The sequence below is a fragment of the Halococcus sp. AFM35 genome, from assembly GCF_051195015.1.
Taxonomy (GTDB): Archaea; Halobacteriota; Halobacteria; order Halobacteriales; family Halococcaceae; genus Halococcus.
On sequence record NZ_JBNTJU010000053.1, the window covers coordinates 1 to 8,610 of the forward strand.

Sequence of the window (8,610 nt, forward strand, 5' to 3'; positions counted from 1 at the left end):
GGGAACCGCTATTCGATATCACTACCTACTGCTCGCTGACCAGTCAGCGAGCGTAGAGAAGAGTTGCCAAGTCGAGATCGGCTGGAAATCTTCGGCTTCTACCGGTCCATCGACGAACACCGCCCAGTGCCAGTGAATGTACCCACTCTTGTGCTGTTCAGGCAGTGCAACCCGCTCATACCGGCGGTCTCCGAGGATGCGATCTAACGCGCTCGTCCGCGCACCGTTCGATTTCTCTATATCGAGGAAATGGTCAACCGGTGAGCGCGGGCGACCATCCTCATCGGTCGAGGACGCCGTGAATGAGAGTAATACCGTGTGAAGCCGCCGACCGAAATCGTCGCGGAGTCCTCGTTCGAGATCGCAGAGTTTCGCGTATCGCTCATCCCATTTCTCCGGCGTGAATCTATCCTTCATCGGGGCCGTTGTCTGCTCTCCCTCCAGATTCTCGAAAGTCGCGTACGTTCCCCGGTTGTCCTCAACGGTATCGCGCCACGCCCAGATGGCATCGCGCCACGAGCACACGCCGTCTTCGGTGAAGCATTCGGTGCGCAGTTTCACTCCCGAGCGTCGCGTGAGTGGTTCCGCAAGAGCCGACCGACGCTCAGGGCTTCTCTGGGCCGATTTGCCGGGCGTAGACTTACGCAGGGAGGGCCGAGAGGACTCGTCTACGCCCGAGTTTTCGCGGTCGTCAGCAGGGTGATCGACGCTCACCGCGACCGCCTCCACACAAGAGCAGGTCCGGCGGTCCGTCCGGCCGCCGGATTCCGTTTCTCGCGCGCTCCGCGCGCTGCGAGACGGGTCGGGTCGGGGACCCCCGTGAGGGTCCCCGCTTCCGCCGCGACCGCATAGCGGCGGCTGTGGCCGTTTCTATGAGCCGTCAGACCGTCCGGGTAGCTTCGGTCGGAAAACCTATTGCGCCCGGCGGAGAAAGCGAAACTAGCGGCACACCACGACGATACCAACGTTGCAGTGCGGTCCGCGATTGATGGCGGGGTTGGCTCCCCGCCCGCTCTCACCGACTGATAGAGCAGAGTGTGTCTTTCTTGGTCACCGCATCTCAGCGGCGGGATTTAATATTACCGGCAATCGCCAGACCAACATGGCGGAGCCACCTGAAAAGCACCGCGTCGAAGAGGGAAATAGAACAATCACAGCCATAGCCCACCCAGAAGGCGAATATATCGTCCCCAAAATCACTGTCTCAATCAAACGAGAACACGAGGAACGCGCCTCTATTACCGAATTTAAAAGCGAGATTCCACAGAGCAAGGGCGGCGGACTCGGAATCTCCGAAGAAGCTCGTGAAGAAGCTAATGAGCACCTCGTCCGAATGAAGTCAGAATACTTCATGCAGCGGCCTCCGTGAAAACCAGCCGACAGCACCGATGAGAGGTACTATTGAGATAAGCAGATGCTGCACTCTTCGCCTTTAATTATAAACTGGACCTCGCACCTATATGAAGGCCCCTTCGAGTTCGTCCATGAGGCCGTCTACACCCTGATCAGCATTCCTCAACGTCCATGACAGCAGATTCTGCACCGCCTCTCTCAGCGAGTTCTTGAGATCGTTACACAGCGACGTCGTTTGTGACAACACCGTTCCCAAAGCGCTATCCGCAACACCCAGCCGAAGAGCACTGTAGGCCAACATGAGCAGGTGCCAATGCCGATTGGCACCTGCGTCACGCTCGACCTCGCAGTCCTCGAAGCCTAGATCCTGCTTACTGTCCCTGAAGAACGTCTCGATGCGCCAGCGCATCGAGTACGTGCCGATCAAATGCGTCGTCGGTGCGTCGATCTTGTTCGTCACGAGGTACTTCACCGGATTCTCTTCGTCCTCATCGTCGGTCACCTTCTCCGTGATGAGGACCTTCTTCTCGCCGAGCTTCGAGACAGACAGCTTCTTCGTCCAGATTTTGTAGGTCTCGCCGTCGACTTCTCGCTCGGTCATGTCGATGCGCTCGGCAAGCGCATCGACGCGGATCATCTCGCCGCCGTACTCGACGTGGCGGTTGCTCTTGAGCACGGAAATCCAGTCCTTGTCGTACGATTCGACGTGTTCGACGAGCTCCTGTGAACAGTACCAGCTGTCGAAGAGGTAGGTGTCCGCTGGAACACCTACCTCGTGAGCTTCATCAACGAGCGCTTTGGCGTGGTCGATCTTCGTCTCGGCTTCCTTCTCGTAGAGACGGAAGCCGAGCGGGTAGGTGGTTTTCTCGTCGGCGTACTGGCTGAACACGAGGTTCTGGCCCCAAACAGTGTCGTTTTCAGCGTGGTCGTAGAACCAGCCAGCGTTCGGCAGTTGGTCGCCGGTTCGATGGGTGACGGAGTCGTCGATAATGACGACTCCGTCTTGGGACCACCGCGTTTCGTTGCGCTGTTGGAGCGCGGTCAATCGCTCTCGGTTGAGGCGATCTTCGTCCCAGTCGTACTGATTGACTTGACCTCGACGTTTATAACCGATCACTGCGAATCGGTCGCTACGCGACCGATGATGCCGATCACGGAGTTTCTGTCCTGCACGAATCTCATCGATGACTTCGAGTGCTTCTCGTATCAGCAGAAACACCACGCCAAAACCTACGTGACGGGCCTTATTGCCGGAGGCAATAAGGCCCGTCGAGGGTATCTCGAAACGCGTTCTCCAATCGAAGAGCAAACGCGCTCTCAACAAGTTCCTCAATCACTGGACCTCGCACCTATATAAAGACCCCATTGAGTTCATCCATGAGACCGTCTACTCCTTGATCAGCGTTGTTCAGTGTCCACGACAGCAGATTCTGTACGGCTTCCTTCAGCGAGTGTTTGAGATCGTTACACAGCGACACACTACTGGTCAATAGGAGTGTGATTGACAGTCCGCTGCTGCCGTGAATCGGTCCTGGATAGACTCGACAGCCAGTCAGATTCAGAACGGCGCGTTCGTAAATCTCTCCACAAGTGACCATCCTATCGCTGCAACGATTCCGGCGCTGATGATGATTGACAGCCTTTTAAGACGGGTTTTGGACTTGCTTGGAAGTTTAGTTGGATTGGCAAACGCGAGTATTACAAAGATAATTCCAGAGGATGTCGCATAGACAAGCAGTGTAAGGGCATCTGCTATCGATAGACAAATCAACACGAACATGGAAAGCATTATGTAGATGAATATGAAACCACTCCGTCGGTTATGGGGGAACATTATTGTACGGGTTTCTAGAGGTGCGAAATAAGATTTGGGTATTTTCTGAGGCAGCTGTAGGTTATGTCCGACAAATGGTTGCCCCACCATTGTTGTAGACCATCGAACAACTGGTTGTGAAGTTATTATACATATTTCGAATGGTCCGATTCCCGCTTTCCGCCGTATACTGGCGCATCCTCGCCCGGTCAGCAGCCTGAATGGCAACCAAAGCGGATTGATTTGTTATCCAAGGCCACTGTTCCACCGTTATTGATTCATATCGTTCCCAGATAGCACCCATTTGAGTTGCAGCCTTTAGTTGCCGGCTAATTCCCGAACTAACGATGTTTTTGTTTGCTCCGTAATCAGCTACCCATTCTATCCCGGCTGGGCTTGCTGCAGTTGCACTCGCGCCAGCTTGGCCAGAAAATGCCGATGGATAAATCCCCAGCACACCAGTACACAGAAGACACACCATTAATCCGACTCTGGCGGCGCGCCACTCTTTGAATGCATAGGTCACGGCTGGGAAGAGAACCAGTGGGACGAGTGCGACAAATCGCTCAACCCCCAATGCACTCGTAAATAGGAAAACGAAAAAGAAGAGCACAATCATTATTCCACCGGCAACGGTCAAGGTCAGAAATACACCATCAAACTCCCAATTCTTAGTTTGCTCAAAGACAGCAATTCCAACACCAAACAAGAACAACCCTGGAAAAGCAAATCGCACGAGAGCTTCTTGTGCAGCAGCTGTTGATGTCAAAAATGAAAATGCACCTGTCCCTTGGCTCGCAGCAGCAGCTTCTTCCACCCCTCCAGCCACGATGTATTCGCCGACTGTCTTCATAATTATCTGGCCACCAACCGGTGTGACTATTATCATGTATACAGCGAGTACCAACCAAGGTATCAAAACCGCGGTTATACCAAAGCGGGATAGGGGCGATACGTTCTCAATAGTCGGAAGGTGTCTACTCACGCGACTTCGAGATAGCCACACTATTAGAACAGTAGCGGCAGCAATGGTGCTAATATGCCAGAGAAGTTGTGGATGCCAAATAGGGGTGATACACCATATGATTATTAGCAGTACGTTAATCCGTTGCTGGGGGATATAACCATATTCGAACAGGTGGGCGATTAATAATAGAGCGATCGGCAATAGAACGGCGAATGCTACTGTAAATGGTCGCCCGACAAAACCTTGAGAGATAGCTGGCAAAAAGGCAATGAATGCTGGTTGTGTCGCTCTTGGGGAGAGAGGGAGTTGCGAGAGAAAAGCAGCCACTCCGAATATTCCAACCGCTGCTGATAGCACCCCAATGACTGTCATCCAATGGATGGCAGGGAGTCTAGTGATGCTAATTAATGTGAGGGTGAGGGCATGGAAACCCGGGTAGGGATTGCCACTAGCCAAATCCCGCTGTTGGATGTAGTCGAGGTGAGCCCATGGGTCTTGCAACGAGTAGGGGACGCCCCATTGGATAGCGACGGTGCCCATTGCCGTTATCGCAGCGACACCAAATAGACACATCAGCCACCAGGGGGCCGGGTTCCAGGCGCTCCAAATTGCCACACCGGCTAAGACCGCGATGAGCCCGGTCCAAAAAACTACATGTGAGGTATAGACGTCAGACCACAGACCTGGCATGGGGGGTGCAGCGAATCGGGAAGCAGCGAGTACGGAGAGAAGACCAGCCCCAGACGCCACCACATAATTCGTGCGCCGCGAATCCATCATTATGGTTTCTATCCCCCCGCGCTAAATAGCCTATCATTGTACTCAACACGCCCCGGGAACTAGTCACATATCCCGCCACGTCGAACCCGTTTGATCCCAGTAAACATACCCTGCATTTGACCCAGACCGATTTGCAGCCACCGTATAAACCCTCATTGGCGCGGTCACGATAGAGTGGGGACTGCCCTATGGCATTCGTGACCCATGGGTTCATCGGCGCTGTCTAGTTAAGAGTGAGCAGGTCGAAGAGTTGGTTGTTCATGCCACTCAGCGACCTGCTCGGTGGTGCGTTAGGGGCGACAGATAGTGATTGTTGGGACCGAGAGCGGACGGCGACGCCTGTCAGGGCGTTCGCCGTCCGCCTCCATTCTGCGGGGCTCTCGCTCCGTGAAACCGTGGCGATTCTCGATCTCCTCGACGTTGACCGCTCGCATGGCGCGGTTTGGGACTGGACGCACCGCCTTGCAGACGCCCAAAACGACCCGCCGCGGAGCACTCCGCGGCGGGTCGCTGTCGACGAGACAGCGATCCAGATTGGCACGGAGTGGCGGTGGTGTTACGCCGCGATTGACCTCGATTCGATGGTCGTACTGGACGTTGAACTGTTCAGCCGCCGCGGGACCGACCCCGCGGCGGCGTTTCTTGCTCGCCTTGACGAGCATCACGACCTTTCGGAGGCGGAACTGCTGGTCGATAGTTTCGGCTATCGGACCGCTCTGTCCCGACTGGGACTGAGCGGTCAGGTGGAGTATAGCGGCCGGAACCACATCGAGCGGTGGTTCCAGACACTCAAACAGCGGACGGACCGCTTCTATACGACCTGGAACAGCGGTCCAGCCAGCACTCGACGCTGGCTCCAGCGATTCGTTCACTACTACAACACGCAACGACCTCACCAAACGCTCAACGGCCGTACACCGGCAGAGGAGGCTTAACTAGACAGCGCCGGTTCATCTTTCCTATATTAAGTCTGGGACCTTTGGGTTGGATAACCCGTAGAGGGCGTCATAGAAAGCGTCACACACGAGGACGCAGGGAGTGGAAACTGTGTCTACGAGTTCCCAAACCCTGCGAGAGGCGGATTCTATCCACGAGTTCTTCAATCTCGTGGCTACCGAGACGCTCGCGCTGTTCGAGCATCTTGAATTTGAGTTTCTCACCGAGTATGATGTGTTCGCCCCCGCCCGCCGGGGGCGAACACGAGACCACGAGCCAGCGGAACTCTTCCGTGGCTTCTTGCACTGCTACTACAAAGACATCTACGGAGTTCGCCCAATCGCCCGAGAACTCCAGAATACGCTGGTCTGGCTCGGATGTGACTTCGATCGACCGCCGTCGAGAGACGCGGTCGATCGGTTCCTTACTGACCTCGAACACGTCGTTGACGATGTGTTTGACCGTCTCGTCGAGCAGGCCGCCGTCCGCGGCCTGCTCGACATGGCCTACCGAATCGACTCCACGGACGTACGCGCGATGCCGTCCGATCCAGACGCGTCGAAATGCTACGATTCGACGGCTGAGGAGTACTATTACGGCTACGGCTGTACGATTGTCTCGACGGGAGCAAAGATACCTATCGCAGCGGAGTTCACGCCAGCAAAGCAAGCGCCAGAAGAGACGGCGATGCGCGTCACTACTGACGCGCTCGCCGTCGCCAAGCCGCTCTGGATGATCGGCGACAGCGCGTACGATACGCTCGACTGGCACGACTATCTGCTCGGCCTCCAAATCGTGCCAGTTGCTCCGTACAACCCGCGAAACGCCACTGATCCGCTCGATATCGAGTACAGGGTCGAAGATCGGATCGAGAACTACAGCGAAGACGTTGACCTCAAGCAATCGACCTTGGACGAGACGTACAACTGTCGGACGCAGGTTGAGCGAACGAACGATGCGGTCAAAGACTGCGGCCTCGGGACGCTGCGCGCCCGAGGCCGCGTCCACGCACGAGCGCAAGTGTTTCTCGCGCTGTGTCTCCGTCTCGTCGTCGCTATCACCAACCACGAACGAGGAGACAATCCGGGAAGCACTGTGATCACGGTGTGAGAACTATTCTATGACGCCCTCTAACCCGTATCCAATGCTCCATCTGCTGATTGCGAACGCTTCGGTACTGGTGGGGGTTCCCCCAGAACCCATACTGGCACGAACTCAAGTGCTCGCCCCAGCTCTGGGAGTCATCCTGCTTGCCCCATTGCTGGGGCTCCGCACACAAAATCATCGGATGGGTCTTGCATTCATCCGTCTTTAGCTAAGAGGCAAACCGCATGACTGCGGCTGGTATCGAAGTTGGTTCGTGAATGGAGTGAGGAGGGTAAGTGTGCCTTCAGAACCCCCCTCACGTCCGATTGAACGTCGACTCACTACGCTTTTTCCATCGATTGCACTCGAAGACCACGCCGAAGCAGTCGGCGTGGTCGAACGCGACAGCAAGTTCCAGATTCCAGCGATGGTCTGGGCGTTCGTGTTCGGCTTCGCCGCTGGCGAAAGCCGAACACTCGCTGCGTTCCGTCGTGCCTACAACGCTACTGCCGACAAGACGCTCTCGCCCGGCGGGTTCTATCAGCGGCTGACACCGCTGTTCGCCACGTATCTCCGCGACCTCGTCGAGTTCGCGCTCGACGAGGTCGCCGTTCCGCACACCGTCAGCGACGAGTTCGACCGCTTCAGAGACGTGATGATCGCTGATGCAACCGTTCTGCGGTTGCACCGATTTCTGCGCGAAGAGTACCAAGGTCTCCGGGAGGAGCAGGCTGGAGCGAAGCTCCACCTGCTCCACAACGTCACCGACCGAACCATCGAGAAAATCTCCATCACTGGCGAACGCCCCCACGACAGCACCGAGTTCAGCACGGGTTCGTGGCTTGAAGGACGGTTACTGATCCTCGATTTGGCGTATTTCAAGTACCGCCGCTTCGCGCGGATCGACGAGAACGGCGGCTACTTCGTGAGCCGTCTCAAAACTAACACGAAGCCGGAGATAGTCGCAGAACTGCGTGAATGGCGCGGCCGCGCCATTCCGCTGGAAGGCGAGCAGGTCTTCGAGATCGCGGAAGACCTCCATCGAAAGTACGTCGATGTGGAGGTTGAAGTGGAATTCAGACGCGGGCCGTACGCAGGCACGCGGTCGTGGGATACGAAGTGGTTCCGCGTCGTCGGCGTCCGCAACGAGGACGCCAACGACTACCACTTCTATATCACGAATCTTCCGCGAGAGCGGTTCTTGCCGAAAGATATAGCGACGCTGTACCGCTGCAGGTGGGCGGTGGAATTGCTGTTCCGCGAGCTGAAGACGCTGTACGACCTTGACGAATTCGACACGAGCAACCCTGTAGTTGTGAAGATTCTGCTGTATGCGGCGGTGCTGACGCTGTTGGTGAACCGTGAGTTGCTGGATTTGGTGATCGAGCACGCGGACGATGATGCGGTTTTCCCACCAGAACGCTGGGCGGCGACCTTTCGGTCGCACGCCCAGCAAATCCTCAAGCGACTCAGCGACTACCTCGATTACTCGCCACCGCCGCTGTTAGACCGGATGGCTGCCGACGCACAGAAAATCCATCAAGAGCGCCCGATCCTCCAAGAACGGTTCGCTACCGCCACTCAGTCAACCGCTGGAGTTAGCTGACTCGATGGGAAATTCTGCTATCCCATGAGAGCGTGAAACAAGATATGGGACGCAAGAGACCGATGCGTC

At 56.1% G+C, this 8,610-nt stretch carries 6 protein-coding genes and 1 pseudogene; 4 read left to right on the forward strand and 3 right to left on the reverse strand.

Going from position 1 to position 8,610, the window contains the following annotated elements; genetic code table 11:
- Positions 1-21 precede the first annotated feature (21 nt).
- Positions 22-561 carry a hypothetical protein gene (locus ACQUQO_RS17400; protein WP_435079789.1) on the reverse strand — a complete coding sequence of 180 codons (540 nt, stop codon included), beginning with the start codon at positions 559-561 and terminating at the stop codon, positions 22-24.
- A gap of 541 nt (positions 562-1,102) precedes the next feature.
- On the opposite strand from ACQUQO_RS17400, the gene ACQUQO_RS17405 reads away from it, so the two are divergent.
- Entirely contained in the window at positions 1,103-1,369 is a 267-nt protein-coding gene (locus ACQUQO_RS17405; RefSeq protein ID WP_435079791.1) for a hypothetical protein, read from the forward strand.
- 87 nt (positions 1,370-1,456) lie between these two features.
- On the opposite strand, the pseudogene ACQUQO_RS17410 reads toward ACQUQO_RS17405, so the two are convergent.
- Both ACQUQO_RS17410 and ACQUQO_RS17415 read right to left on the reverse strand, forming a co-directional pair.
- A pseudogene (locus ACQUQO_RS17410) lies at positions 1,457-2,443 on the reverse strand (IS701 family transposase); the annotation flags it as partial.
- 805 nt (positions 2,444-3,248) lie between these two features.
- Entirely contained in the window at positions 3,249-4,673 is a 1,425-nt protein-coding gene (locus ACQUQO_RS17415) for a hypothetical protein (RefSeq protein WP_435079793.1), read from the reverse strand.
- A gap of 500 nt (positions 4,674-5,173) precedes the next feature.
- Here ACQUQO_RS17415 and ACQUQO_RS17420 point away from each other — a divergent pair, with 500 nt between their 5' ends.
- The 3 genes from ACQUQO_RS17420 to ACQUQO_RS17430 all read left to right on the forward strand — a co-directional run bounded on the left by ACQUQO_RS17420 (position 5,174) and on the right by ACQUQO_RS17430 (position 8,541).
- Positions 5,174-5,848 carry an IS6 family transposase gene (locus ACQUQO_RS17420; RefSeq protein ID WP_435079794.1) on the forward strand — a complete coding sequence of 225 codons (675 nt, stop codon included), beginning with the start codon at positions 5,174-5,176 and terminating at the stop codon, positions 5,846-5,848.
- Positions 5,849-5,960: 112 nt separating this feature from the next.
- Entirely contained in the window at positions 5,961-6,959 is a 999-nt protein-coding gene (locus tag ACQUQO_RS17425; RefSeq protein WP_435079796.1) for a transposase, read from the forward strand.
- A gap of 301 nt (positions 6,960-7,260) precedes the next feature.
- Positions 7,261-8,541, forward strand: a complete 1,281-nt coding sequence (locus ACQUQO_RS17430) for an IS4 family transposase (protein WP_435079798.1) — start codon at positions 7,261-7,263, stop codon at positions 8,539-8,541.
- The last annotated feature ends 69 nt before the right edge of the window (positions 8,542-8,610 follow it).